Source organism: Lachnoanaerobaculum saburreum DSM 3986 (assembly GCF_000185385.1).
In the GTDB taxonomy this organism is placed as follows: Bacteria; Bacillota; Clostridia; order Lachnospirales; family Lachnospiraceae; genus Lachnoanaerobaculum; species Lachnoanaerobaculum saburreum.
Genome location: NZ_GL622296.1, coordinates 2,457,592 through 2,482,791, shown reverse-complemented (window position 1 = coordinate 2,482,791; position 25,200 = coordinate 2,457,592). Strand labels below are relative to the sequence as shown.

The 25,200-nt window shown below is 36.9% G+C and carries 25 protein-coding genes, 1 pseudogene and 1 riboswitch; all 26 genes and pseudogenes read left to right on the top strand.

Annotated features, from left to right (window positions below; all coding sequences use genetic code 11):
• Positions 1-171: 171 nt before the first annotated feature.
• Positions 172-267, top strand: a riboswitch (purine riboswitch).
• 59 nt (positions 268-326) lie between these two features.
• Complete coding sequence (locus tag HMPREF0381_RS11445; protein WP_008752140.1) at positions 327-1,589, top strand: amidohydrolase family protein; 1,263 nt, start codon at positions 327-329, stop codon at positions 1,587-1,589.
• A gap of 30 nt (positions 1,590-1,619) precedes the next feature.
• Entirely contained in the window at positions 1,620-3,911 is a 2,292-nt protein-coding gene (gene xdhA / locus HMPREF0381_RS11440; RefSeq protein ID WP_008752139.1) for a xanthine dehydrogenase subunit XdhA, read from the top strand.
• A 9-nt stretch (positions 3,912-3,920) separates the two neighbouring features.
• Positions 3,921-4,820: a xanthine dehydrogenase subunit XdhB gene (gene xdhB / locus HMPREF0381_RS11435; protein WP_008752138.1), complete on the top strand. Its 900-nt coding sequence runs from the start codon at positions 3,921-3,923 to the stop codon at positions 4,818-4,820.
• Positions 4,801-5,292: a xanthine dehydrogenase subunit XdhC gene (xdhC, locus tag HMPREF0381_RS11430; RefSeq protein ID WP_008752137.1), complete on the top strand. Its 492-nt coding sequence runs from the start codon at positions 4,801-4,803 to the stop codon at positions 5,290-5,292. The genes xdhB and xdhC overlap by 20 nt, the downstream gene beginning before the upstream one ends.
• Positions 5,293-5,311: 19 nt before the next feature.
• The gene (gene ade, locus HMPREF0381_RS11425) at positions 5,312-7,045 is read left to right on the top strand and encodes an adenine deaminase (RefSeq protein WP_008752136.1); all 1,734 of its coding nucleotides are present in this window, start codon (positions 5,312-5,314) and stop codon (positions 7,043-7,045) included.
• Positions 7,046-7,145: 100 nt separating this feature from the next.
• Positions 7,146-8,528, top strand: a complete 1,383-nt coding sequence (locus HMPREF0381_RS11420) for an NCS2 family permease (protein WP_008752135.1) — start codon at positions 7,146-7,148, stop codon at positions 8,526-8,528.
• 183 nt (positions 8,529-8,711) lie between these two features.
• Positions 8,712-9,230 carry a hypothetical protein gene (locus tag HMPREF0381_RS11415; RefSeq protein WP_008752134.1) on the top strand — a complete coding sequence of 173 codons (519 nt, stop codon included), beginning with the start codon at positions 8,712-8,714 and terminating at the stop codon, positions 9,228-9,230.
• 217 nt (positions 9,231-9,447) lie between these two features.
• The gene (locus tag HMPREF0381_RS11410) at positions 9,448-10,146 is read left to right on the top strand and encodes an N-acetylmannosamine-6-phosphate 2-epimerase (RefSeq protein ID WP_040461426.1); all 699 of its coding nucleotides are present in this window, start codon (positions 9,448-9,450) and stop codon (positions 10,144-10,146) included.
• A gap of 31 nt (positions 10,147-10,177) precedes the next feature.
• A complete protein-coding gene (locus tag HMPREF0381_RS11405; RefSeq protein WP_040461425.1) occupies positions 10,178-11,467 on the top strand; it encodes an ABC transporter substrate-binding protein in 1,290 nt (429 codons plus the stop codon).
• 78 nt (positions 11,468-11,545) lie between these two features.
• Complete coding sequence (locus tag HMPREF0381_RS11400) at positions 11,546-12,463, top strand: carbohydrate ABC transporter permease (RefSeq protein ID WP_008752131.1); 918 nt, start codon at positions 11,546-11,548, stop codon at positions 12,461-12,463.
• A gap of 19 nt (positions 12,464-12,482) precedes the next feature.
• Positions 12,483-13,316, top strand: coding sequence for a carbohydrate ABC transporter permease (locus HMPREF0381_RS11395; protein WP_008752130.1), 834 nt, complete (start codon positions 12,483-12,485; stop codon positions 13,314-13,316).
• A gap of 2 nt (positions 13,317-13,318) precedes the next feature.
• Positions 13,319-14,869: a DUF4127 family protein gene (locus HMPREF0381_RS11390; protein ID WP_008752129.1), complete on the top strand. Its 1,551-nt coding sequence runs from the start codon at positions 13,319-13,321 to the stop codon at positions 14,867-14,869.
• Between the two features lie 109 nt (positions 14,870-14,978).
• Positions 14,979-15,224: pseudogene (locus HMPREF0381_RS11385) on the top strand (carbohydrate ABC transporter permease); the annotation flags it as partial.
• Between the two features lie 15 nt (positions 15,225-15,239).
• Positions 15,240-16,097 carry a MurR/RpiR family transcriptional regulator gene (locus HMPREF0381_RS11380; RefSeq protein ID WP_008752127.1) on the top strand — a complete coding sequence of 286 codons (858 nt, stop codon included), beginning with the start codon at positions 15,240-15,242 and terminating at the stop codon, positions 16,095-16,097.
• Between the two features lie 220 nt (positions 16,098-16,317).
• Positions 16,318-17,550 carry an RNA polymerase sigma factor RpoD gene (gene rpoD, locus HMPREF0381_RS11375; protein WP_008752125.1) on the top strand — a complete coding sequence of 411 codons (1,233 nt, stop codon included), beginning with the start codon at positions 16,318-16,320 and terminating at the stop codon, positions 17,548-17,550.
• Positions 17,547-18,206, top strand: a complete 660-nt coding sequence (locus HMPREF0381_RS11370; protein WP_008752124.1) for an epoxyqueuosine reductase QueH — start codon at positions 17,547-17,549, stop codon at positions 18,204-18,206. The genes rpoD and HMPREF0381_RS11370 overlap by 4 nt, the downstream gene beginning before the upstream one ends.
• Positions 18,207-18,235: 29 nt before the next feature.
• A complete protein-coding gene (locus tag HMPREF0381_RS14345) occupies positions 18,236-18,844 on the top strand; it encodes a DUF4433 domain-containing protein (protein WP_008752123.1) in 609 nt (202 codons plus the stop codon).
• Positions 18,845-18,853: 9 nt separating this feature from the next.
• A complete protein-coding gene (darG, locus tag HMPREF0381_RS11360) occupies positions 18,854-19,951 on the top strand; it encodes a type II toxin-antitoxin system antitoxin DNA ADP-ribosyl glycohydrolase DarG (protein ID WP_008752122.1) in 1,098 nt (365 codons plus the stop codon).
• Positions 19,952-20,042: 91 nt separating this feature from the next.
• Positions 20,043-20,309 (top strand): HPr family phosphocarrier protein, encoded by a 267-nt coding sequence (locus HMPREF0381_RS11355; protein WP_008752121.1) that lies wholly within the window; start codon positions 20,043-20,045, stop codon positions 20,307-20,309.
• A gap of 104 nt (positions 20,310-20,413) precedes the next feature.
• Complete coding sequence (locus HMPREF0381_RS11350; RefSeq protein ID WP_040461423.1) at positions 20,414-20,656, top strand: HPr family phosphocarrier protein; 243 nt, start codon at positions 20,414-20,416, stop codon at positions 20,654-20,656.
• A gap of 89 nt (positions 20,657-20,745) precedes the next feature.
• Positions 20,746-21,288, top strand: coding sequence for a 2-C-methyl-D-erythritol 2,4-cyclodiphosphate synthase (gene ispF, locus HMPREF0381_RS11345; protein ID WP_008752119.1), 543 nt, complete (start codon positions 20,746-20,748; stop codon positions 21,286-21,288).
• A gap of 11 nt (positions 21,289-21,299) precedes the next feature.
• A complete protein-coding gene (gene cysS, locus HMPREF0381_RS11340; protein ID WP_008752118.1) occupies positions 21,300-22,709 on the top strand; it encodes a cysteine--tRNA ligase in 1,410 nt (469 codons plus the stop codon).
• Positions 22,694-23,143 carry a Mini-ribonuclease 3 gene (locus HMPREF0381_RS11335; protein WP_008752117.1) on the top strand — a complete coding sequence of 150 codons (450 nt, stop codon included), beginning with the start codon at positions 22,694-22,696 and terminating at the stop codon, positions 23,141-23,143. Before cysS ends, HMPREF0381_RS11335 begins: the two co-directional genes overlap by 16 nt.
• Entirely contained in the window at positions 23,140-23,895 is a 756-nt protein-coding gene (gene rlmB, locus HMPREF0381_RS11330; protein WP_008752116.1) for a 23S rRNA (guanosine(2251)-2'-O)-methyltransferase RlmB, read from the top strand. Before HMPREF0381_RS11335 ends, rlmB begins: the two co-directional genes overlap by 4 nt.
• Positions 23,885-24,838, top strand: coding sequence for an L-lactate dehydrogenase (locus HMPREF0381_RS11325; RefSeq protein ID WP_008752115.1), 954 nt, complete (start codon positions 23,885-23,887; stop codon positions 24,836-24,838). The genes rlmB and HMPREF0381_RS11325 overlap by 11 nt, the downstream gene beginning before the upstream one ends.
• Positions 24,839-25,043: 205 nt before the next feature.
• Positions 25,044-25,200: transposase (locus tag HMPREF0381_RS16100; protein ID WP_207635199.1), on the top strand; the 157-nt coding region annotated here is incomplete at its 3' end.

Below are 25,200 nucleotides of genomic sequence, written 5' to 3'. Positions count from 1 at the left end.
CGAGAAAATATAGATAAAATATAATGAAGATTTATTTAATATATCAATAAATAAATATATATATTTATGCAATATTACAGAAAGTGTTTGACATATATTTACATAGATGTTATTATATACTTAAGTATTGATTTGAGATTAATATTTACTATAAGACAAGAGTGATTACTTATAATATTTTAGTATAGGACTTATATATGCTCATAATTGGATGAGCGTCTCTACCAATTACCATAATAATTGACTATAAGCCCACTGGCATTGTGGGATAAGTGAGGTGTTTCCATACACAATGTTGGACACCTCACTTTTATTTAGGGGGAAAAGTGATAATTAAGGGGAATTTGATAGATTGTACCGACACAGGTAAAATAAGAATAAGAGAAAAAAGTTGTATATTACTTAAGGATAAGGTTATATTTAAAATATATCCGGAAAATATGCTTCCAAGCTCTTATAAAGATGAAAAAATTGTGGACTATAAGGATGCCTTGATTTTTCCGGGGCTTACAGATATGCATTTGCATGCCCCACAGTTTTCATTTAGAGGACTTGGGATGGATATGGAGTTGCTTGATTGGCTGAATACATATACATTTCCTGAGGAAGCCAAATATAAGGATATGGATTATGCAAAAAAGGCTTATACAAGATTTGTAAATTCACTGAAAAAAAGCTTTACTACAAGGGCGATTATCTTTGCCACTTTACATAAGGACGCAACAATCTTACTTATGGATATGCTTGAAAAGAGCGGATTAAGGTGCTTTGTAGGTAAGGTAAATATGGATAGAAATTCTACCGAAAATCTTATTGAGAGTACTGAAGAGTCTGTCGGGGTTACAAATGAGTGGTTAAACTTTTGCAAAAACAGGTATAAAAATACATATCCCATAATCACACCCAGGTTTATACCGAGCTGTAGTGACAAACTTCTGAAAGAACTTGGTAAGATACGGGGATGTGAATATGGACTTCAATCACATTTGTCTGAAAATCCTAAAGAAGTGGAATGGGTAAAGAAACTTTGCCCCGATTCCAAGGGATACCTTGATGCCTATGATAAGAGAGATTGTTTAAATCAAAGCAGATTTTCTACAGTTATGGCACATTGTGTATACTCTGATGAAGCTGAAATGAAGCTGTTAAAAGAAAGAGATGTATTTGTTGCTCATTGTCCACAGTCAAATATTTGTCTTTCATCAGGTATAGCACCTGTCAGAAAATTTCTTGATATGGGTATTAAGGTGGGGTTTGGAAGCGATATAGCGGCAGGCTATTCGTTAAATATATTTAATCAAGCCGTTGAGGCGATAGGACTTTCAAAACTCTATTGGAGATATATAGATAAAAATTCAAGACCTTTGGAATTGGCGGAAGTATTTGCCATGGCTACAAGAGTTGCAGGATCTTATTTTGGAAAGGTAGGTGCATTGGAAGAGGGATTTGAAGCTGATATGTCGGTTGTAGATGACAGAGTATTAAATGACGGTATAGATGATATAAAAAAGAGAGTTGAAAGATTTTTATATTTGTCGGATGAATGTTCTTTGTTAGCTAAATATGTAGCCGGGGAACAGATTATATAAAATAAATTATATAAATGGAGAGGAAAGAATATGGAGGTTGGAAAAAGTGTTGTCAGAGTGGATGCGTTTGACAAGGTCACAGGCAGAACAAAGTATACCGATGATTTATGTGATGCAAGTGCATATGTGGCAAAGATTTTGCATTCCACAATAGCTCATGGCAGAGTGCTTTCAATTGACACCGGTGAAGCGGAGAAGATTGAGGGAGTTGTAAAGGTTGTTACTTGTTTTGACTTGGGAGAGTATAAAAACTACTTCCCTACAGCAGGACATCCATGGTCTACCGATGTAAGCCATCAGGACGTTGCAGACAGACTTGTGCTTACAGATGAGGTTAAATTTTACGGTGATGATATTGCTGCGGTTATAGCTGAAAATGAGGTGGCTGCAAGTCAGGCTCTAAGAGCTATAAAGGTGGAATATGAGGAGTATCCTGTAGTTACAGATGTTTTGGAAGCTATGAAAGACGGTGCTCCACAGATTCACAAGGACTATCCGAATAATATTTTAAAACATACAAGTATCAGCAGAGGAAACTATGCCGAAGCTGTCAAAGAAGAAGGACTTACCGTAGTTGACAGATGGTATGAAACAGAACCTGTACAGCATTGTCATATTGAGAACTTTATCTGCTACGCTTACGCAGAGGGCAAAAGAATTACGGTAGTGGCTTCCACACAGATTCCTCATATTGCAAGAAGAGTTGTAGGACAGGCACTAGGTATTCCATGGGGAGATGTAAGAGTTATAAAGCCGTATATAGGCGGCGGATTCGGTAACAAGCAGGATATTCTGTATGAGCCGCTTTGTGCATTCCTTTCACTAAAGGTAGGCGGGCATCTTGTAAAACTTGACTGTAGCAGAGAAGAAACATTCGTTGCAAACAGAACAAGGCATGGCATAAAGTTTCATATAATCTCTCATGTCAGAAAAGACGGTACATATGCCGCAAGAAAGATTGAGATGTTCTCAAATCAGGGAGCATATGCCTCACATGGACATTCTATTGCAGCAAAGGGACTGGGTGCTTTCCCACAGCTTTATCCTTGTGATAATGTTGAGGGTGATGCATATACAGTATTTACAAACAGACCTGTAGCGGGAGCTATGAGAGGATACGGAATACCGCAGGCTATGTTTGCGGTGGAGTCTCATACAGAGGATGTTGCAAAGATAATGGGCATTGCACCTATTGACTTCAGACTTAAGAACCTTATGCCGCAGGGATATAAGGACGGTTTTTCAAAGAATGAAAACTACTATGATACATTCAGACAGTGTATCGAAAAAGGCAAAGCTTATATGGACTATGACAACAGACTTAAAGAGCTTTCAAATCAGACAGGCAGAATAAGAACAGGTATAGGAATGGCTGCATTCTGGTACAATACCGCAGTTTGGCCTATATCACTTGAGTCATCATCATCAAGACTTGTACTTAATCAGGACGGTTCTGTAACATTACAGCTTGGTGAGACCGAAATCGGTCAGGGTGCGGATACGGCATTCTCACAGATGGCGGCTGAGATTCTTGGAATCAGTACAGATGAAGTACATATCGTTTCAAATCAGGATACGGATATTACTCCTTTCGGAACGGGAGCATATGCATCAAGACAGACCTATGTAGGCGGCTTCTCCATTGCCAAGACGGCAGCACTTTTGAAGGAGAAGATACTTGATTATGCATATATTTTGACAAATATGCCGCCTTCAATTACAGATATCAAAAATTCTATGATAATAAGAACTACTGATAACAGAGAACTTATTTCATTAAGGGATTTGGCAACGGAAGCACTTTATTCTCCAAGTGACAGCAGACATATTACAGCAGAGTCTACGGCACAAATAAAATCAAATGCATATTCATTCGGATGCTGCTTTGCAGAGGTTGAAGTGGATATTGATATGTGTAAAGCAAAGGTTAAAAAGATAATAAATGTACATGATTGCGGAAAGCTCATAAATCCCGCACTTGCAAAGGCACAGGTTGAGGGCGGTATGAGTATGGGTATAGGCTATGCACTCTCCGAGATACAGCTTGTAGATAAGAAAACAGGAAAAGTGCTCAATGATAACCTTTTGGATTATAAATTATCTACATGTATGGACCATCCGCATCTTGAAACGGCATTTATTGAAAATCCGGAACCTACTTCACCATTTGGAACAAAGTCATTGGGTGAACCGCCTACATGTCCTGTGGCACCGGCTATAAGAAATGCTGTTATGCAGGCTACAGGTGTAGGTGTTAATGAATTACCTATGCGTCCGGAAAAACTGTATGAATATTTTAATAAAGCGGGTTTACTTAAGTAGGAGGAAAAAATGTACGATATAAAAGCTTTATATGAGGCTACAAGCGTAGAGGACGCTTGCAGACTTTTAAAGGAACATCCGGGCTCACAGGTTATCGCCGGAGGAAGTGATGTCCTGGTGCAGATAAGAGAAGGTAAGAGAGCCGGTAAGGAGCTTGTAAGTATATATATGCTTGATGAGCTTAGAGGCATATGCCTTGATGCTGATGAGAATATAAGAATAGGTTCTTTGACAAGCTTCTCACATATTACAAAGAATCCTATTATACAAAAATACATAAATGTACTGGGTGAGGCCGTGGACCAGATAGGTGGACCTCAGATAAGAAATATAGGAACTATAGGAGGCAATACATGTAACGGTGTAACATCTGCGGACTCCGCATCCACACTGTTTGCATGGGATGCACTTGTAGAGATAGCAGGAGAGGGCTATAGAAGAGTTGTACCTATAAATGAATTTTATATAAAGGCAAGTACTGTAGCATTAAAAGAGGGTGAGATACAGACAGCTATTATCATCCCGAAGAAAGCCTATGAGGGCTATAAGGGTCATTATATAAAATATGCAATGAGAGAGGCTATGGATATCGCCACTACAGGATGTTCGGTGAATGTAAAGCTCTCAGCTGATAAAAAGACTTTTGAAGATGTAAGAATAGCTTACGGTGTAGCGGGTCCTATCCCTATGAGAGTACATACGGCTGAAAACTTTATCAGAGGTAAAGAAGTCAATGAGGAGAATATAGAGGCTTTTGCACAGAAAGTTTTGGAAGATATAAATCCTCGTGATTCATGGAGAGCAAGTAAGGCTTTCAGATGTCATATAGGCGTGGTTATGGCAAGAAAAGCCTGTGAAAAGGCTGTAAAACAGGCAGGAGGTAAGGTCGATGACAGGACAGAGTTATAAATTAGTCAGTTGTACCATCAACGGTAAGAAATGTGAGAAAATGGTAGATGTAAGAAGCTCACTTACAGATATGCTTAGAAATGACTACAGACTTACTTCTGTAAAAAAAGGCTGTGAGGTAGGAGAGTGCGGAGCATGTAATGTTCTTATAGACGGTGAAGCATTCAACTCATGTATTTACCTTGCGGTATGGGCTGAGGGCAAGGATATCCTCACACTTGAAGGTCTTATGGGACCGAATGGAGAGATTTCAGATTTACAGCAGGCATTTATAGATGAAGCGGCGGTACAATGCGGTTTTTGTACACCGGGATTTGTAATGTCGGCTACCGAAATTCTAAACAGCGGAAAACTTTATTCAAAAGAAGAACTTAGAAAACTGCTTTCAGGACATCTTTGCAGATGTACAGGTTATGAAAATATACTTGTAGCGGTTGAAAAGACTATGAAAAAGAGACTTGGAGTCGAATAAACTTTATCATGGAGGGGGTATGATAGAGAAGGATGATCTAAAAGAACTGATTGATGTAGCCGCCAAAAGAAAAAAAGCGGATTTGGTACTAAAAAACGGCAATATAATAGATGTGTGCGGCGGCAAAATATTTAAAGCGGACTTGGCAATAGTTAACGGACTTATAGCAGGATTTGGAGAATATAGCGGCAAAAAAGAGATAGATGTAGGCGGGAAGTACATCTCTCCGGGGCTTATGGATTCACATATTCATATAGAGTCATCATATACCACACCTGAAGAGTTCGGGAAAATGGTGGTGCCTCATGGTACCACCACCGTGATTGCGGATCCGCATGAGATAGTCAATGTATGTGGGCTGAAGGGCTTTTTATATATGCAAAAGGCCGCAAAGAATACTGCACTTGATATAAAATATATGATGCCGTCCTGTGTTCCTGCTACCGGCCTTGAAGATTCCGGCTGTGTGATATCGGCTGATGATATGAAAGATGATATCTTATCAGATGAAGTTTTGGGGCTTGGCGAGTTTATGGACTTTAATGCTGTAATACAAAAGGATGATATTGCACTTGATAAGATACTTTTAGCAAGGAATCATAAAAAGATAATAGACGGACATAGCCCGAACTTATTTGGAAAAGATTTGAATGCATATGTTTGCACCGGAATAAATACCGACCATGAATGTTCTACACTTAAAGAGATGGAAGACAGGATAAGTCGCGGTATATATGTGCAGTTACGTCAGGGTTCAGCCTGCCACAATCTTAAGGCTCTGATTCCTGGGATTAATGAGTTTAACTTCAGAAGATGTCTGCTGTGTTCTGACGACAGACAACCGAAAACTATATTTGAAGAGGGGCATCTTGAGTACCATCTAAAGACATTGGTAAGAGCCGGTATTTCACCGGTTAAGGCTGTTGCAATGGCTACAGTCAATGTGAGTGATTGCTATGGACTAAAGGACAGAGGAATGATTGCTCCGGGAAAGAGAGCGGATCTTGTTATATTTGATGATTTATATGAGTTTTCCGTTTCATTTGTATTTATTTCGGGTGAAGAAGTGGCAAGGGACGGCAATTATCTGAGAGAAACAAAAAGATATGATATCAGTGAGGTGTCCGATACTGTTCATTTAGATAATTTTAAAAAAGAAATGCTACAAATGCGGCTTAAATCCGATAATATCTTTGCAATAGAGATGATTGCAGGTGGAGTATTGTCAAAAAAGACTAAAATCAAGGTAAAAAGGGATAATGAACTTTTTGTCTTTGATAAGGATATAGATGCCTGTAAATGTGCGGTGATAGAAAGACATCATAATACCGGTAAGGTGGGACTTGGAATAATAAAGGGTTACGGTATTAAGAGCGGAGCAATAGCGGCATCGGTTGCACATGATTCACATAATATTATATGTATCGGTGTAAATGATGATGATATGTACACAGCTATAGAGAAGGTAAGAGAAAACGGAGGCGGCTTTGCACTGGCAAGGGACGGAAAGATTCTTGAAAGTCTTTCACTGCCTGTAGCAGGTCTTATGAGTGATCTGAGCGGTGAGGAGGTCTCAAAAAGACTGCTCAGTCTGCACAAAAAGGCTGTAAATGAATTAGGGGTGAATGAAAGTCTTGAGCCTGTAATGTCACTTACTTTTATGTCTTTGACAGTTATTCCTGAAATAAAACTGACGGCAAGGGGGGTATTTGATATTTTTGAAAACAGATTTATAGATATTGAGGCAGAGTAAATTTAAAAATATTTGACGGCAGTGATAATAGTAATCTAAGACTGATTAAAAATAAAACTCCGGGCCGAATACCGGAGTATAATAAAAAAAAGGAGACTATATGGAAAAGTTTTTTAAACTAAAAGAAAATGGAACGGATGTGAAAACCGAGATTATTGCAGGTATTACCACCTTTATGACAATGGCATATATTCTTGCAGTAAATCCGAACATCCTCAGTGCGGCAGGTATGGACAGAGGAGCCATATTTACCGCAACGGCAATAGCTTCATTTTTAGGTACTCTACTGATGGCATTGTTTGCAAATTACCCGTTTGCACTTGCACCCGGTATGGGACTGAATGCATACTTTGCATACACTGTGGTTTTGGGCATGGGCTACAGTTGGGAGACGGCACTTACAGCGGTATTTGTAGAGGGTATTATATTTATTTTACTTTCTGTTACAAATATACGTGAGGCAATCTTTAATGCTGTTCCAAGAAACATAAAGTCGGCAGTGAGTGTAGGTATAGGGCTTTTTATAGCCTTTATAGGACTTCAAAATGCCAAGATAGTTATCGGCGGTGCTACTCTTGTAGAGCTGTTCTCTATTAAGGGTTACAATGCGGTGCATGGTGTTGAGGGCGCTGTGGCTACAACCAATGATGCAGGTATTACAGTAATTATTGCAATCATCGGTGTTATTATTACAGCACTTATGGTTGTAAAGGAAGTAAAGGGAAATATCCTTCTTGGAATCCTGGCCACATGGATACTTGGAATTATTGCACAGCTTTCAGGACTTTATGTACCGAATCCGGCACTTGGATTTTACAGTGTGTTGCCTGATTTTTCAAACGGACTCGGCATACCGAGTATCGGGCCGGTATTATTTAAGCTTCAGTTTGACAAGATCGCATCACTTGAATTTATAGTAGTAATGTTTGCGTTCCTCTTTGTAGATATGTTTGACACTATAGGTACTCTGATAGGTGTGTCTACAAAGGCGGGTATGCTTGATAAGGACGGCAAGCTTCCGAATATCAAAGGTGCATTACTTGCAGATGCGGTAGCTACTACAGCAGGTGCAATGCTTGGTACTACTACAGTTACAACATTCGTTGAGTCTGCATCAGGTGTTGCAGAGGGTGGAAGAACAGGACTTACAGCTCTTACAACAGCGGTTTTATTTGCACTTTCATTGCTTTTATCACCTATTTTCCTTGCAATACCTTCATTTGCAACAGCACCGGCACTTATAGTGGTAGGATTTTATATGTTCTCAAATGTTGTGCATATTGACTTCAGTGATATGGCGGAGGCTATTCCCTGCTATATCTGTATAGTGGCAATGCCGCTCTTTTACAGCATTTCAGAAGGAATCTCAATGGGAATAGTATCATATGTTATTATCAACCTTTGCACAGGAAAGGCAAAAAAGATTACACCGCTTATGTATATACTTTCATTATTATTTATATTAAAGTATTTCTTATTATAGATTGCTATAGACGTAAATTTTGCTGCCTTGATAAATATTTTTATAAAGAGATATGGGGAGAGCCGTATCTCTTTTTTATTATTTTAATATCGGATATACTTAGGATATACTTACATGTAACTATACCGTTTAATCTGTGTATTAAAAAATATATAAGATTTTAGACAAATATAAGGAGCAAATATGAAAAAAATATATATATTGTTATTAAGTTATGTGCTGATTACAAGCTGTGGAAAAAATACATCTATAAATAATAAGAAGATAGATATGGATAATTTACAAAATAGTGTAAGTGAGTATTATGATAAATTTACGGCAGAATATTTAAGAGGAGAAATAACAGTAACCGATATGCCTCTTATCGGAAGAGACGGAGAAATAACAAGATATTCAGATGAAAACGGTAATACTCTCAGATATACACTTGTGATTTGCAGCGAGACGGGTAAGACAGTGTATGAGTATTATTTTATAAAGGAATACATATATATAAGTATATTGGATGAAAATTATACATGTCCCATATATGAGAAAACACCATATATTTTGTATAGAACTTTAAAAGAGGGAGTGATTTATAAAAATATAATTTATAGATTGGAAAATGGAAAAGCTGTTGAGAGTAATTTGAAAAATATAGGGTTGCTTTACAAAACGGAAGAAGAATTAAGAGATTTAATGAATGAGAATTACAGATAGGGATGAACCGGAGCTATGCCAAACTTTAATAATGTATTACATTAGCGGTATTTTGCTAAACACATAATTTTAGTATATTTTATACATAAAATCATGTTAAAAATATATAAAAAAACACATTAAATAAAAGAATGGTGAAAGTGCAATCAAAATAACCCTGATATGTTGAAATTATTTTTCAAGAATGGTAAAATACTTTCAAATGGAGGTAGTAAAAATGAATGAGAAAATCAAAAACCTAAAAGGAAAACTGATTGTTTCATGTCAGGCACTGGAAAATGAACCGTTACATTCAGACTTCATTATGGGGAGAATGGCTCTGGCGGCAAAAATGGGCGGAGCAAGCGGAATAAGAGCAAATTCAGTTGTTGATATCAAGGAGATAAAAAAACAAGTGGATTTGCCGATTATCGGAATTATAAAAAAAGACTATGATGACAGTGAAGTTTATATTACACCTACAATGAAAGAAGTTGATGCGTTAATAGAGGTGGGGGTTGATATAATAGCAATGGATGCAACAAAAAGACTGCGACCCGAAAAGAAGAGTTTGAAGGATTTTTTCAGTGAAGTAAGAAAGAAATATCCAAATCAAATTTTTATGGCGGATTGTTCGACAGTTGATGAGGCGGTTTTTGCAGATGAAATAGGTTTTGACTTTATCGGTACTACTATGGTCGGTTATACAAAGGAGAGTGAGGGGTTAAAGATTGAGGCAAATGATTTTGAGATATTGAGAGATATTCTTGCCAAAGTAAAGCACAATGTAATAGCGGAGGGAAATATCAATACTCCAAAGAAGTGTAAAAGAGTAATAGAGCTTGGAGCATACAGTGTGGTGGTGGGTTCAATCATCACCAGACCGCAGCTGATTACAAAGGAATTTACAAAGGCGTTAGAGAATGATAAATTTTGAATGCAGTATAAGAATTTATGGAGGTATTTAGATGAGAAAATTTTTATCATTGGGATTAAGCTTCTCTATGGCGGCTATGCTTGCAGCTTGTGGAACAAATGCTACACAAACTACGTCTTCATCTTCAGGTAGTGAAGGAACTAAGCAAACTCAGCGTGAAGTGGTTAATTTTTGGTACTTGTGGGGTGGTGAAGAAGCAAAACTTATTGAGCAGATTATTGCAGAGTACAATAAAAGTCAAGATAAGTACGAGGTTGTAGGAACAAGTACACCTGATCAGAAAGTAATCATTACATCTATTTCAGGAGGACAGGGTCCTGATATTACCGATGATTTTGGAGGCAGTGTTCCTAAGTATGCAAATGAAAATATTGCTCAGAATTTGGATGAATACATTAAGAAGGATAGCGTGGATATGACAGCATTTGTTGATGCCGCATTGGAGCAGCAAAAATATGAAGGAAGTATATATTCACTACCTATAAGTGTCAATGTATTTGCACTTTATTATAATAAAGATCTGTTAAATAATGCAGGAATTACAAAGACACCTCAAACATTGGAAGAACTTATGCAAATGGGTGAAGAAACCACTGTTCTTGACGGTGGAGCTTTAAAGCAACTTGGCTCACCGTTTGTACCTGCAAACTATTGGCCGAATATTTTTACATATGCTTATGGCTCTGATTTCGGTCAGACAGGTAAACTGACACCGGATAATGAGGGATTTAAAAAATCTCTTGAATTTATGGAATCTCAGGTTAAAAAATTCGGCAAGGATGCTTTAAGTAATTTTATTACCTCAGGAAATTCAAATTTAAACACTCCACAGGATCCGTTTTTAAATGGAACACAGGTATTTCGTATTGACGGACCATGGCTTTACAATATGGCAAAGGAAGCTAATGTGAATTTTGAAGTGATGCCTGTTCCCGGTGCAGAGAGTGTAGGAAGTGACGGTTGGTCAACAGTTGACACTTCTATGTTATATATTCCTACTACAAGTAAGCATAAGGACGGTGCGTGGGATTTTATGAAGTATATGTGTATGGGTGACGGAAATAAACTTTTCTGTAAATTAAAGGGAGATCTGCCGTCTACAAAAGCACTGTTGGAAGATCAGGAGATTATTTCGGCATCCCCTGCACAGAAGATATTTAGTGAGATTGTGGCAAAGAATAATCTTAGAGTACTTCCTCCGTCTTTGAATACTGCGGAGTATTCTAAAGCAATAAAGGATGCAGTTGAGGCCGTTTTATTGGGAGACAGTGTAGAGCAGGCTTTAAACAGGATGAAGGATGCAGTGAGTACTTTAAAATAAAAGCAATCAGTTAAGTAAAAAGTCCAACCTGTAACCGATTGGCGGCAGGTTGGGATTTTATGATTTTGAGGAATCAAGATGAATAAAAGTAATAGACAACCATGGAAAACTAATGTAGAGGGATTTTTATTTGCCTTACCTTGGATTATCGGCTTTTTAATATTTAGTGTATATCCGATTTTTATGTCGGGATATTATAGTTTTACAGACTTCAGTGCAATAAAGGATCCGGTATTTGTCGGTTTGGAAAATTATAAATCTTTGTTTAAAGATCCGTTATTTTATAAAAGCATGACTAACACTTTGATATATGTGTTATTTTCAGTAACTGTCGGAATATTTCTTGCCTTAATAATTGCTTCTATGTTAAATAAAAAGTGGAAAGGCAGGACAATTTTTAGAGCTGTTTTCTTTTTGCCGTCTGTAGTGCCGGTGGTAGCTTCTACAATGATATGGGTATGGGTATTTGATCCGAGCCATGGCTATTTAAATCGGTTTTTGAAACTTTTCGGTGTTTCCACCATCAATTGGTTAGGAGATCCCTCTTGGACTATGGCAAGTGTAGTTATGATAACACTTTGGGGTATGGGATCAAGTATGGTGATTTTTTTGGCGGCAATGCAGGACGTTCCTACAGAGTTGTATGAAGCGGCGGGAATTGACGGAGCCGGAGTAACTGCAAAGTTTTTTAATATAACCTTGCCCGGTATAGCTCATGTGGTGTTATATCAAGTAATACTTGCATTGATTAACGGATTTCAATATTTTACTCAAGTTTACATTATTATTCGAGCACAAAGCGGGAATATTTCACAGGGTATTAATGGAGGTCCGAGAGACTCATTGATGATGTATCCGCTTTATCTTTTTTATAATGCATTTACTGAATTGAAAATGGGCAAGGCGGCAGCTATGTCTTGGATTTTATTTTTAGTAGTCAGTTTTATAACTTTTGTACTGCTGAAAGTATCTAAGAAATGGGTTACTAATCGTTAATAGCATAAAAGGTGGAACTATGGATTTTTTAAAGAAAAAGATATCAAAAATCATATTTTATATAGTAATAGTTATGTTGGCATTTGTATTTCTTTTTCCATTATTGGTAATGATTACTACATCCTTTAAGACATATAAAGAAGCATTTGATATTAAAACAGGGCTTTTACCCCATACTCTTTATTTTGGAAATTATATTGATGTATTTAACACAATTCCGTTTCTTAGATATTTTGGAAATACAATGTGGATTACCGGTATGAATGTGCTTGGAACTGTAATTGTGACACCGATGATAGCATATTCTTTGTCAAAGGTACGATGGGCTGGAAGAAATATTATTTTTACTTTGATTACTGCGACAATGATGATTCCATATACTGCAATTATGATTCCCTTATATAGGATGTGGGTTAAGCTTGGACTGGTCGGAAGTTTTTGGCCTTTAATCATTCCGGCATTCTTCGGGTATCCGCTTTATATTATTATTCTAAGGCAGTTTATGTTGGGAATTCCTGATGAGCTTTTAGAATCGGCAAAAATCGACGGTTGTAATGCATGGCAGAGATTCTTTTTAGTTGCTTTGCCGCTAACAAAACCCGGTATTGCAACTATTACCATCTTTTCATTTATGTATACATTTTCGGATTTTTTAGGACCGTTATTATATGCCAATAAAAGCGAGTTGTACACTTTGTCATTAGGTCTGTATTCATTTATGAATGAGCATAGTATAAATTGGACATCACTTATGGCGGCTGCCACTATGTTTATGCTTCCGATTTTAATAATCTTTTTGATTGGACAAAAACAGTTTGTAGAAGGAATTTCAACTTCAGGATTAAAGGGGTAAATATGAAAGTATTATATATTCCGCTTGATGACAGGGCATGTAATTATAGATTTCCATATGATTTGTCAAAGTTGACAGATAATATAGAGCTTTTAAGGCCGCCATATGAGTTGATGGGATTTTTAAAACAGGGTGCAGATGTGCAAAAGATATGGGAATGGATTTTTCAAAATGCTGTTGACTGTGAATATGCCGTTTTATCTGTAGATACTTTGGTATATGGAAATTTGGTAAACTCAAGAATACATAATCTTACAATAGATATATGTATGGAAAGAATAAATAAATTCCGAGAATTAAAAGAAAGAGTACCGGGAATAAAGATACATGCTTTTAACTTAGTTGCAAGAGTAGCTGCATATAATAACAGTTTTGAAGATCCGATGTATTGGGATACTTACGGGTATGATATATGGAGATATACATGTCTTTTGGATAGGGAAAGCAGGGGAGAAATAAGCGAAAAGGAAAGGGAAGAGAAAAATAAATTAAAAAATAGTATTCCTAAAGAAATCATGACAGATTTCTTCGGAAGAAGAGATATTGATAGAGAAGTCAACAAAAAAAGTGCTTTGTTGGTGAAAGAAGGGGTTTTTGATACTTTGAACATTCCAAAGGACGATAATGGTGAGTATGGGATGTCTGCAATGGACTCACAGGTAATGCAAAAAGAAGTTGATCGATTGGGAATTTCAAATAGAGTATATATATATCCGGGAACAGATGAGGTGGCATGTAATATCTTGGCTCGTATTTTTTGTGAAAGTAAAGCCTATTTACCAAGGGTATATGTGAGATATTCCGCATCAAATGCACCTTTTGTAGTTCCTAAGTATGAAGACAGAGTACTTAATGAAAGTATAAAATGGCAGATTCATTCGGCAGGCGGTATTTTTGAGGAGTGTGCAGAGTTTTCCGATTGTATGCTTGCAGTTAATATGTCCGGTACAAAGCAGGTAGAGGCATCAAGACAAAAAGAGGACATTGATTCAGCTTTTAGAGCAAGTATAAATATCAATGAATTCCTAAACTATATTAAATTTTATAGGAATACAATGGACAAGAGTGTCGGAATTGCTGAAGTAAGTTGTTGTAACGGCTGTGAAAACAGTTTTATGGAAATGATGATGCAACTTGATTTATTTCCACATATTACAGCTTTTGGAGGTTGGAATACTGCACAAAATACAATTGGAGTGGTTTTGGCACATATAATAATTGCTTCATTTTATAAAGACTACAAAAATAATATGGAAGCTTATTTGAAAAATGAAAGTTTTAAGTTGGGATTTTTGCTGTCTGACTGGGTTTGCCAGACGCTTTTACAGGATAAAGTATCAAAAGAAATGAATAGTCTATGGCAATCGGATCTATATCATTTAAAAGAAAATCGTGTAAAAGTTCGAGATTGGTATAGGAATGAGTTGGAAATATGGTTTAATAAATTTTTAAACAGATACAGCAAGAATAAGACATTTGCAATAAAAGAATTTGATTTTGACTGGGACAGTGCTTATTTTTACAATGTAGTTGTAGCAAAGAATACATTATAAAGCAGCAGTAAAATTGTTATAATTATAATTATTATATGATTTATATTATAATTCTAAAGTATGAAAGGATTTAAAGGATATTTTATTTTGATACAGCTTTTGACATAAGGTGGCAATATTTACATTTATTAGCAGTTGGAATGATTATTTCATACAACTTATTATGTTAAGCTTCACTTCCGATTTGACAATTTCTCTTGGTATTGCTAAACTACAAGCAGAAAACTTGACAGATTTCGGACTTATAATGGCAGAAGCCGCACCGGCGGTAGCACCTATACTTATAGTGTTTATTGCACTGCAAAAGTATTTTACAAAGGGTATTACTCCGGGTGCTGTGAAGGGCCGGGCATAATAGAAAAGAGGGGAAATGATATACGAAAAATCGGTGATTCCTATAATAGAATCAAAATACACACTATTTACAGCTACAGAAAAGAAGATAGCAGATTATTTTTTACAATGTGATCCCGGTATGGATATAAGCATTCAAAATGTGGCGGAGAAACTTTATGTTTCACAGGCATCCATATCAAGATTTGCAAAAAAGTGTGGCTTTGTAGGGTTTAGAGAATTTATATTTGCATTCTTAGACAGTGTGAGAGTAAAAAAACCGAATGCCAATATGATTACACAGAATGTATTTAATACATATCAGGATTTGTTGAACAAGGCTTATTCTATTATTGACAATGATCAGATACAAAGAGTTGTAAGAATGCTTGTAAACTCCAAAAAGGTAATTGCAGTTGGAAAAGGCAGTTCAGGATATGCCGCAAGTGAGATGGAGAGCAGATTTGTAAGAGTCGGACTTGATATAGATTCTCTTACAGACTCCGACAGAATAAGAATGCAGTCTGTATTTCTAAAGGATGGTGATACCGTAGTAGCATTCAGTATCAGCGGAAAGACTGAGGATATCCTCTTTCTTTTAAGGTCGGCACATGACAGAGGCAAAAAAACCATATTTTTCACATCAGCAGACAGTCAGGCATTACATGAGTTCTGTGATGAGGTAGTAGTGGTTTCATCACTTGAATATCTGGAAAACGGAAATCTGATTTCACCGCAGTTTCCGATGCTGCTTGTGCTTGACTTGGTATACAGTGAGTATATAAATATTGACAGTGTGATAAAGAGTGCCATTTTGGAGGATACCGTCACTACATTAAATAAGAAGGAAGACGATAAAAGGTTTTATTTATCAAGGCAGGACAGGTTCAGATAAGAGAAAAATCACTTGAAAAACTGTATTAAAAGCATTATAATGTCAGTGCAGATGACAAGTAAAAATACAATGGTATTTGTATACCTTTATATTATGGACGGCTGCAAAAAAAAGGGGGAAGAACTTAGGTTTTTGCCTCTTTAAGCTTTACAAGTCATTGTGATTTGTAACTAAAATAAAAAAATAGATATGTCAATTATCGGCAACTATTTGTGAAGGGATGATCTTAGTGGCTAAAGAAAACCGAAATACTACAGAAAATAAGGCATCAAAAAGCATGGAAAGTGCAAATAAGAAAAAGATGTCACCGCAGGAGTTTTTGCAAAAACTGGAAGACCTTGTAAATAAGGGCATAGCTTCAGATATGAAACTTAATATCGGTGAGATAAACGACTTCTTTGCCGGCATTGAGTTGAACTCTGACAGCATAGAGCAGATATATTCTTATCTTGAGAATAAGGGAATAGAGATCAATGAAAACAGCTCGGATGATTTGAATATTGACATTGATAATATAGACAATATCACGGATGAGGACTCATTACTGTTAGATGATGAAGATGAGTTTGATAAGGATTCGGAGGAAGATATCGACCTCAGTGCCATAGATCTTTTAGAGGGTGTAGGTACTGAAGATCCTGTAAGAATGTACCTTAAAGAGATTGGTACTGTACCTCTTTTGACAGCCAATGAAGAGCTTGAGCTTGCAAAGAGAAAGCAGGATGGTGATGAGTATGCCAAGCAACGTCTTATAGAGGCGAACCTTCGTCTTGTGGTAAGTATTGCCAAAAGATATACAGGAAGAGGAATGAGCTTTTTAGACCTTGTACAGGAGGGCAATCTGGGTCTTATAAAGGGTGTGGAAAAGTTTGACTATACTAAGGGATTTAAGCTTTCAACCTATGCTACATGGTGGATTAGGCAGTCTGTTACAAGGGCTTTGGCTGACCAGGCAAGGACAATCAGAGTGCCTGTACATATGGTAGAGACTATAAACAAGATGAGCAAGATGCAAAGAAAGCTTACACTTGAGCTTGGGTATGAGCCGAGTGTGACTGAACTTGCAAATGCACTTGATATGACTGAAGAAAAGGTAATGGAGATAATGCAGATAGCCAGGGAGCCTGCTTCCCTTGAGACTCCTATCGGTGAAGAGGACGACTCAAATCTTGGGGATTTTGTGGCAGATTCCAATGTTTTGACACCTGAGGGCAATGTCGAATCGGTAATGCTTAGAGAGCATATAGATACATTACTTGGAGATCTGAAGGAAAGAGAGAGACAGGTTATTGTGCTTAGGTTCGGTCTTGAAGACGGACATCCAAGAACCTTGGAGGAAGTAGGTAAGGAGTTTAAGGTTACAAGGGAGAGAATCAGACAGATTGAGGCTAAGGCACTTAGAAAGCTTAGAAATCCTGTCAGATCAAAGAGAATCAGGGACTTTTTGGCATGATAAAGAGAAATTTACAAAAAGAATTGGAAGATATTATAAAGAAAGAAGAAGCTTTGGGTCATCGCCCGAGGCTTCTTCTGCATGCCTGCTGTGGACCTTGCTCATCATATTGTATGGAATATTTGGAAAAATATTTTGATTTGACTGTATTTTTTTATAATCCGAATATTGACGATAATATCGAATACAGGCATAGAGTAGAGGAAGCAAAGAGACTTATAGAGGAGATGAACTTTGAAAATGAAGTAAAGTTTATCGAAGGAGATTATGACCCGAATATTTTTTACAGTAGGATAAAGGGCTATGAAAATGAAAAAGAAGGCGGTAAAAGATGTGATATCTGCTTTGAATTAAGGCTACATGAGGCGGCTAAGGCGGCAGCCGACTACGGATTTGACTATTTTACCACATCACTTACCATTTCACCTATGAAAAATGCAAACAAGCTCTGCGAGATAGGCGAGGAAGTGGCAAAGGAGTACAATGTACGCTATCTGCCAAGTGATTTTAAAAAGAAAAACGGTTATAAGCGTTCAGTTGACCTTTCAAAAGAGCATAATCTCTACAGACAGGACTACTGCGGTTGTTCATTTTCAAAGAGGGAGTCAATAGAAAGAGCAAAAGGAAGAGAAAAAACAAATGTTCGACTAATATAATAAGCTGTGATATAATTGAGGTGAAGAGAATGAAGGCTTCAGAGAGGTTTACTGAAATTACAGGACAAACGGGGATTTATAATATTCAGGCTATTGATAATATTCCGTCTATTATTAGAAGAGGGTTGTTATCGAATGAAAGAGCGGTTTCTATAAAACACAAGTCTATTGCTATGGATGAAGTACAGGCTCGTAGAGATAATATTATAATTCCAAATGGATTGAAACTGCATCAATATGCAAATCTTTATTTTGATCCACGAAATCCAATGTTGTTTAAAAGAAAATCACAAAACGAAGAAATATGTATATTAAAGTTCGATCGAGTGATATTGGATTTTAACGGAGTTGTGTTATCAGACAGAAATGCGTCGAGCAGTTATGCAGCTTTTTATGAAGCGAAATATGGATTAGAAAATATAGATTTTAAATTAGTCTATGCAAGATACTGGACAGATGATAATTACTTTGAACAATGTAGGAGAAAATCAATAAAGTGTGCCGAGGTCTTGGTACCGTACGGCATTTCATATGATTATGTTGTTTTTGCCGCGGTTGTAAATGATGCTGCGGCTGATAGATTGAGGTTGAACGGATTTGATAAAAATATATTTATAGAACCAAAGATATTTTTTTAGGAGATATGCATGGAAGTAAAGATTGGAGATATATTTGAAAGTAAATGCTCGGTTATAGTTAATACTGTAAACTGTGTTGGAGTTATGGGAAAAGGTATTGCAAAAGAATTTAAAAAGAGATATCCTGATATGTTTTCAGATTATGTAAAAAGATGTAACTTAGGGCAAGTTCGAACCGGAAAACCTTATGTTTTTGAAGAGAAATCCGGTATAAAAATTCTTAATTTTCCGACAAAGGAGCATTGGAGATCACCTTCTAAATTGTCCTATATTGTAGACGGACTTGACTGGTTTGTACAAAACTATAATAGATTAAATATCAGCAGTATAGCTTTTCCACCTTTGGGGTGCGGAAATGGAGGTCTTGACTGGGATGTGGTAGGACCTATAATGTATCATAAGCTGAAAAATCTGCCAATAGAAATAGAAATATATGCACCATTTGGAATAAACAGAAATGAAACTATCAAAGATTTTTTATCACAGAGAGTAGTGGAAGAAGATTTTACAGGAGTAAGTAATTTAAAGATAAATCACAAATGGTTTTTGATTTTGGAGGCAATTAAAGAAATTAACAGCAATAGATATTCGTTAAAAGTTGGCAGGACAATATATCAAAAGATATGTTATGTTATTACCAGAAATGGTGTAAATACAGGCTTTAAGTTTACTAAAGGGAGCTATGGACCGTATTCTGTTGATGCTAAGAATTCCATTATACGTTTAGCGAATTCAAATCTTATTACAGAACGGGTATGTGGAAGAATGGTATTATTAAAAGTAGCAGACGAAATATTAGTAGATAAAGATGACTTTTCTGATAAAGAATGGAATGCAATGAAAAAGACAGTAGATTTATTCGGTAGGGTTAAAAGTACTGAACAAGCTGAAATTATGTCTACAGTTTTATTTTCTTATGATAAATTAAGTGATGCTAAAAGTAAGATTAGTGATAAAGATGTATATGATTATGTCATGAGTTGGAAACCGCATTGGGAAAAGGAAAAAAGCTATGAGGTCAGTGATACAATACATAATCTTGCAATGCTTGCATTTATCTCAATAGAGCATAGCAATTTATTATTATATCCGACAATATCCCGGTAATACTATTTGACGATTGATATACTTTGCTTTATAATAAGGCGGTAATCGTTATCTTGATCAATTGATCCGGAGTTATGAAAGGAAGAGTCTTATGTTAAGTAGAAAAATTACTATTAAAAATCCTTCAGGTTTGCACCTTCGTCCTGCGGGAGTTTTGTCACAGACTGCAATGAAGTTCAAGTCAGATATTGTTATAGAGTATGGCGAGAAGAGAATAGTTGCAAAGAGTGTGCTTAATGTCATGGCGGCAGGTATCAAGTCAGGCACGGAAGTAAACTTGATAGTTGAAGGCGAAGATGAAGAAGAGGCAATGAAGACACTGGTTGAGGCTATTGAGTCGGGACTTGGTGAAAAATAATAAAAAAATTATCATATCATACTTGACAAATGTTAAGCTTAGTGCTTTAATATTGAAACGTGACCCGGATGGTCCGGGTTACATGTTTTATAAGAGGTGTTGATATGAAAGAAAGAAAAATTCGCCTTCAGTCCGTTGAGGATGCTAAGAACTTTGTAAAAGTTGCTACTCACTGTGATTTTGATGTGGATTTGTACGCTAACAGTATAGTTGTCGACGCAAAATCTATTTTGGGAGTTATGTGCATGGATTTCAGACATGTACTGACTGTAAGATATAACGGTGAAAATAAAGAGTTTGAGGCATTTTTAAATAACCACATGAAGGATATCGAAAAGATAGCATAAATATATTTTGGTATTACAATACAGACCGGCTTGTCCGGTATTAAACAGGCAGGTCATTGACTTGCCTGTTTTTTATATGAAAGGTAAATATGAGAATAGGACATGGATATGATGTACATAAGCTCGCAGAGAAAAGAAAATTGATAATAGGCGGTGTAGAGATAGAGCATAGTCTGGGATTACTCGGACATTCTGATGCGGATGTACTGTTACATGCAATAATGGACAGTTTGCTTGGTGCAGCCGCATTGGGAGATATAGGAAAGCACTTCCCGGATAGTGATAAAAGATATAAGGGGATAAGCAGTGTAGAACTTTTGAAAAAAGTTGCTGATATACTTGACGAGAACAATTATATAATAGAAAATATAGATGCTACAGTTATTGCCCAAAAACCGAAACTTGCACCATATATTGAAAGAATGAAAGAGGTGATATGTGATACTTTGAACATTTCATCTAACCAGCTTAATATAAAGGCGACCACAGAAGAGGGACTTGGTTTTACAGGAGATGAAAGTGGCATTGCGGCACATAGCGTTTGTCTTTTGAATTCGGTCAGAGATGCATTTTATGTAAATCCGACCGTAAGAGATTGTAAAAGTTGTGGAGGCTGCCAAAATAAAATATAAAAAGGAAATTTATGAAAATTTTTAATACACTGTCCAGGAGAAAAGAAGAATTCGTACCTATAGAAGAAGGAAAGGTCAGAATGTATGTCTGCGGGCCTACAGTCTACAATTTGATTCATATCGGAAATGCCAGACCGATGATTTTTTTTGATACGGTAAGAAGATATTTTGAGTACAGAGGTTATGAAGTAAACTATGTATCAAACTTCACTGATGTAGATGATAAGATAATCAATAAGGCGATAGAAGAGGGTGTAGATGCTGCTGTAATTTCACAGAGGTATATAAATGAATGTAAGAAAGATATGGCTGCTATGAATGTGCTTCCCGCTACCAAAAATCCGCTTGCCACACAGGAGATAGAGGGTATGGAAGATATGATAGGAAAGCTTATAAAGAGCGGCCATGCCTATGTGGCAAAGGACGGTACGGTATACTTTAGGGTAAAGAGTTTTAAGGACTATGGAAAACTTTCACATAAGAATATAGATGAACTTCAATCAGGCTTTAGAGAAATCAAGGTAACCGGAGAAGACGGCAAGGAAGACAGTAATGACTTTGTACTTTGGAAGCCGAAGAAGGAAGGAGAACCATATTGGGAGTCACCATGGTCAAAGGGCAGACCGGGTTGGCATATAGAATGTTCTGTAATGAGCAAAAAATATCTTGGAGAACAGATAGATATACATGGTGGCGGTGAGGATCTTATATTCCCACATCATGAAAACGAGATAGCACAGTCGGAGTCGGCAAGCGGTAAAAGTTTTGCAAATTACTGGATGCACAATGCATTTTTAAATATTGACAACAAGAAGATGAGCAAATCGGCAGGGAACTTCTTTACAGTAAGAGATATAAGTGAAAAGTACGACTTACAGGTACTTAGATTTTTTATGTTATCCGCTCACTACAGAAGCCCTCTGAATTTTTCGGCAGAACTTATGGAAGCTGCCAAGAACAGTCTTGAGAGAATACTTACAGGTATGGACAATATAAAGACTGTTATAGCAAGAAATAATACAGCTCCGATTACCGATGCGGAACTTTCAAATCTTGAGATAGCTAAAGTGCTTAAGGATAAGTTTGCAGATGCAATGGATGATGATTTCAATACGGCAGATGCTGTAAGTGCGATATTTGAACTTGTAAAGCTTTCAAATACTACATTGAATGAGAATTCAACTGTGGAGTATGCAAAGGGACTTTTAAATGTGATAGAGCCGCTTTGTGATGTTCTTGGAATTATCACAGAAAGAAAGACGGAAATCCTTGACAGTGAGATAGAAGATTTGATAGCAAGGAGGACACAGGCAAGAAAGAATAAAGACTTTGCACTTGCAGATAAGATAAGAAATGACCTCCTTGAAAAAGGAATTGTGCTTGAGGATACCAGAGAGGGAGTAAAATGGAAGAGATCTTAGATTATCTTCTAAAGCCCTTTAATATAGAAAGAAAAGAAGCCACAGAGTTTTCACCACTTGTACTTGCATATATAGGTGATGCGGTATATGAGCTGATTATAAGAAGTATATTGGTTTCTATGGGTAACAGACCTGTAAATAAGTTGAACAGGGATGCAACATCTTTGGTAAAAGCTTCCGCACAGTCGGAGATTATAAAGCTGATAAGTGACAGCTTAAGTGATAAAGAGTATACTGTATTTAAGAGAGGCAGAAACTCATCACCTCACACTATGGCAAAGAATGCAAGTATGACTGATTACAAGTATGCCACAGGTTTTGAAGCACTGATCGGATTTTTATATCTGGATAACAGATGTGACAGAGCATTGGAACTTATAAAGCTTGGAGTTGATCTGTATTTGAATAAAAATGATATTGGAGTAAAAATATGAATGAGAATGCCGTTGAGGGTAGAAATGTAGTAATAGAGGCTTTTAGAAGCGGTAAAACTGTTGATAAGCTTTATATAAGGGACGGACTGAAGGATTACGCTATTTCCACTATTCTTCGTGAAGCGAAAAAACATGGCACATATGTGAACTTTGTGAGTAAGGACAGACTTGACGGCATGAGCGAAACAGGAAATCATCAGGGAGTGATTGCGATAGTTGCAGCATATGAGTATGCAAGTGTGGAAGATATTTTGGAAAAGGCAAGGCAAAATGATGAGCCTCCTTTTGTATTTATTTTGGACGGTATAGAGGATCCTCACAATTTGGGTGCTATAATAAGAACTGCAAACCTTTGCGGTGCACATGGTGTAATAATTCCGAAGCACAGAGCGGTAGGTCTTACAGCGGCAGTTGCCAGAGCATCCGCAGGAGCAATTAATTATACACCTGTGGCCAAGGTAACCAATATCAATAAGACCATGAAAGAACTGAAAGATGCAGGAATGTGGTTTGTATGTGCTGACATGGGTGGCGAAAAGATGTATAATATAGACTTGACAGGCAGTATAGGCCTCATCATAGGAAACGAGGGGGACGGAGTAAGCGAAAGCGTAAAGAAGAATTGTGATTTCATAGCTTCTATACCGATGAAGGGCAATATAGATTCACTTAATGCATCAGTTGCCTGTGGGGTATTGGCCTATGAAATAGTCAGACAGAGAATTGCGAAAGGAGCAAATTATGAGAAGTGATAAAAGAAAAGTCGTACTTGTAGGATGCGGTATGGTAGGTATGAGTTATGCTTATGCTATGCTGAACCAAAATACAGTGGATGAGCTTGTTCTTATAGATGTCAACAGATTGAGAGCCGAGGGTGAAGCAATGGACTTAAATCACGGGCTTGCATTCTCAGGCTCACATATGAGAATATGGGCAGGAGACTACAATGACTGTAACAGTGCGGATATTGTAGTTATCTGTGCAGGTGTGGCTCAGGCTCCGGGTGAAAGCAGAAGAGATCTTCTAAAGAGAAATATGGAAGTCTTCAAATCCATTATAGATCCGATAACAGAGAGCGGCTTCAACGGTATCTTTTTGGTAGCTACAAATCCTGTAGATATAATGACTGAAATAACATATAAGCTTTCAGGCTTCAATCCAAGAAGAGTCATAGGCTCAGGTACGGCACTTGATTCAGCCAGATTAAAATACCTTTTAGGCTCTTATATACAGGCCGACCCGAGAAGTGTACATGCCTATGTTATCGGTGAGCATGGAGACTCTGAGTTCGTGCCATGGTCAAATGCCCTACTTGCAACCAAGCCTATTGATGACATTATTGCCGAGTCAAAGGGAAAGCTGAAGATGGAAGAGTTAAGCCATATCGAGGAAGAAGTAAGAACAGCCGCCTATAAGATAATTGAGGCGAAGAGGGCAACCTATTACGGTATAGGAATGAGCCTTACAAGGATCACAAAGGCAATCTTAGGAAATGAAAACTCGGTCATAACAGTATCTGCAAATTTGCGTGGTGAGTATGGGCAGAACGATGTTTTTGTAGGTGTACCATGTGTAGTAAACAGCTCAGGTATACAGAGGATACTTGAGATATCACTCACAGACGAGGAAAAAGCAAAGTTTGCAGAGTCATGTGAAGAGCTGAGACAGATATATGATGAGTTGAATGAGAAATAAAATATAATGTTTTACTGAGTTATAAAATTTTGGTGAAACTATAAGGATAAGAGTGCCATATGTGATAATACCATAATATGGCACTTTTGACATCTTTGTTTCATTTTGGAGGGGTGACTTGAAATAATGCTACCTTAACCCACCGGCTTTAGACGGTGGGTTAAGGTAGCAAAAAATAGATATTTGTGATACAATAACCGGCGTTATGGGAGTATGGAAATCAAAGAATAGACACAAATATTTATTACAGTATCATACTATTTTTGTATGTAAGTATAGAAAAAAGCTTTTAGTATCAAAAGAAATATCAGATTATATAAAACAATTTTCTTATGAGATATGTACAAAGAGTAATATAATCG